This is a genomic window from Corallococcus sp. RDP092CA (assembly GCF_041903675.1).
Classification (GTDB): domain Bacteria; phylum Myxococcota; class Myxococcia; order Myxococcales; family Myxococcaceae; genus Corallococcus.
The window spans coordinates 1-2,702 of record NZ_JAYESI010000079.1 but is presented as its reverse complement, the minus strand read 5'-3'; the positions used below and the strand labels follow the sequence as shown (position 1 = coordinate 2,702).

At 74.7% G+C, this 2,702-nt stretch carries 4 protein-coding genes; 1 reads left to right on the top strand and 3 read right to left on the bottom strand.

Translation table 11 applies throughout. The features are described from left to right. Positions 1 to 725 (bottom strand): MG2 domain-containing protein (locus U8525_RS34205; protein WP_374270932.1); only part of this gene is annotated, 725 nt, incomplete at its 3' end. 123 nt (positions 726 to 848) lie between these two features. Here U8525_RS34205 and U8525_RS34200 point away from each other — a divergent pair. Further along, on the top strand, positions 849 to 2,039 hold the full coding sequence (locus U8525_RS34200; protein WP_374270931.1) for a hypothetical protein: 1,191 nt from the start codon (positions 849 to 851) through the stop codon (positions 2,037 to 2,039). 61 nt (positions 2,040 to 2,100) lie between these two features. Here the strand turns inward: U8525_RS34200 and U8525_RS34195 are convergent, their stop codons facing one another. After that, positions 2,101 to 2,382 (bottom strand): hypothetical protein, encoded by a 282-nt coding sequence (locus U8525_RS34195; protein ID WP_374270930.1) that lies wholly within the window; start codon positions 2,380 to 2,382, stop codon positions 2,101 to 2,103. Then, positions 2,375 to 2,590: a hypothetical protein gene (locus U8525_RS34190; protein ID WP_374270929.1), complete on the bottom strand. Its 216-nt coding sequence runs from the start codon at positions 2,588 to 2,590 to the stop codon at positions 2,375 to 2,377. Before U8525_RS34190 ends, U8525_RS34195 begins: the two co-directional genes overlap by 8 nt. Positions 2,591 to 2,702 lie beyond the last annotated feature (112 nt).

Here is a 2,702-nt window from a genome sequence, read left to right as displayed (position 1 = left end):
GTCCACGTGCCCGTGGCCGCGCCCCGGTCCAACGGGAAGTCCCCCGCCACCACGCCCCAGGGGCCCGCGGGCGCGCGCTCCTCCAGCACCACCTCCCCGGAGGGGTCCATCACCGTCCACGTCCCCGGCCGTCCGTCGAGCGGCGACAGGTCCTTCGCGCGCAGCGCCACCGCGCGGAAGCGCACCCGGTGCCCGGGCTCGTAGAGGGGCCGGTCCGTCAGCACGCGCACCCGCGCGGGCGCGTACAGGGGCAGCGGCGCCTCCACCGTGCCGGTGCCCAGCGGCGTGGTGACGCGCGCGCGCAGCTGGTAGTCGCCGTCCGGGACCTCCGGCAGCGTCACCGGCGCCAACAGCGCGCCGGAGTCGGCGCGCTTCCAGTGGCCGTTGGCGTCCGGCGGCAGCGGCGTCTCCTTGCCGGCCGCGTCCACCAGGAACAGCGCCGCGGAGCCCCGGATGACGGAGCCCTGGAACGCGCGGCCCCGCTCGTCCACGCCGTGCGCCTGCGCCCAGACGTTCACCCAGGTCGAGGCCCCGCGCGCGAGGCCGGCGGCGGACACGCTCACCGTCTGGCGGAGCTCGCCGTCCGGACACTCCCGCGCCTCCACGCCCTGGAACAGCCAGGCGGACAGACACCGCCCGGAGGCCATGAAGGCCAGCCCTCCCCCCAGAAGCAACAGCCCGAGCCCCCCGGCCACCCATCGCCGGCGCTGGATGCCACCTGTCATGCGTTTTCTCCCCGTCTTTTCACTGTACGCCGGAAAGCACGAGGCCGATCCCCACCTCCCCCCGATGACGTATCCCTCCCCCTGATGACGTATCCATGGGGGGCTGAGCTAGGGTGACGCGCCATGGTCGCGCCGAAGAACCGTCCTCCCCAGGATGCCCTGCCGCCCCGCCTGGATGCGCTGCTCGAAGCCTTGATGGACCGCGACTTCGCGGCGCGGCTGCGCAAGGTCTACCAGGCGGCCGCCGTCGCCATCGACCGGCTGGGACACCTGAGCATCGTCAAGTACGAGCCCACCACCGCCGAGCCCGACGACGCCGCGGACCTGTCCCTCTGGGAGACGATGGCGCCCGCCATCGGCGAGACGCTGACGGACGTGAACAAGCTGGTGGCCGCCATCCGCGACGCCTTCCCGCCGCCCGCGCGCGCCGCCACGTCGAAGAATGACGGCGGCTGGGCCCCGCCGCCCGCAAGCTCCGACGAGCGCCTGTCGCAGGAGGCGGAGGCCGTGCTGCACGCCAGCGCGGAGCGCCTGTCCAGGCGCGTGCAGGAGCTGGGCGTGCAGATGCGCCGGCCGGAGGTGGTGAGCGACCGCTGGACGCTGATGTCGGAGCTGGCCGCGTCGCGCGCGGACTTCCGCAACCGCATCGGAGACCTCGTGTACCTCACCGCCGCGGCCTTCGCGGACGTGCGCCGCGAGGACGTGGTGCCCGGCTACGCGAACCAGATGGGCGCGCGCGTCGCCCTGCGCGGCGCGGCGGCGGACCTGCGCCGCTCGCTGCAAGGCCGCCTGGAGCGCGCCGCGAAGGCCACGGACGCCCAGCGGCCCGCGCTGGCGAGGCAGGCCGAGGAGAGCCTGGCCGCGTTCGTGACCCTGCCCGCGTCGCTGGCGCTGAAGACGCCCATCAAGCGCGAGATCGTCGCGGCGCGAGGCCGGCTGCGCGAGGCGGGCGCGCAGGCCGCGCTGGGCCCGGAGGTGCTGCCCGGGCTGGTGGAGCCCTTCCTCGCGCGGATGGAGGAGGCGATGGAGGAGCTGACCCGCACGTGGCTCACCGTGCACGACCGCGCGGTGTGGGCCGCGAGCGGGGCCCGGCTGGAGCAGGTGGAGATGCACCTGGAGCTGGGCTCCCCGGGCGCGGCGCGCGTCCTGGAGGAGGCGGTGACGGCGGCGGGCGCGCTCTCGGGCCGCTCGGCGCCCTTCGACGCGTTCCTGCGCAAGGGCCGCCAGGAGGCCGCGGCGGGGCTCGACGAGGCCGGCGCGCGCGACCTGCTCGCCCGCTTCCGCGAGCGGCTGGCCAGCCTGCCGTTCAGCTAGGGCGCCGCGCCTCGACAGGACCCGGAGGCCTCCGGGCCCTGGAAGCGAACGGCTGGACGCCTCAGGGCTTCGCGGGCGCGGGCAGCGCGGGGGCTTCCTGCTTGGGAGGCAGCACGCGCAGCTCCTCGAAGCGCTCCGCCAGCGTCTGCGGCGTCAGCTCCTCCTGCCACTGCTTGGGGTTGGTGTTCCATCCGAAGTCGGCCGGCACCTTGCCGCCCCCCTGGCTGGAGTAGCCAATCATGTCCGGGAACTGCGCGGACCAGCGGCCGCCCGGATCCGGCTCCTTGGTGACGTGCTGCCGGTTGGGAAGGATGAAGGGCCTGGGCTTGGGAGCATCACTCATGCAGCCAAGCCTCTCCGAAAGAAGCCTCATTGGGTAGAGCCAAGCGGGGCCCCTGCCGCCCCCGCGCATGGTTCTTGGGGGGCAGCACGCTCGGCCCCAGCTCGAACACCGCCGCGAAGTAGCGCGCCTGCGCCTCGCTTCCATAGCGGTAGCGCCGCACCCCCGCCGCGTGGGCCACCTCCACCCGCCAGCCCTTCCGGTCGCACATGACCTTCACTGTGTTCCCTGCACCCATCCCACGCCTCCCCTGGCCCGCTGCTGTCCGTGGGGGTGCGCCATGAAATCCCCGTGCCCGCGGCCCCCCCCCCCCCCCCCCGGGG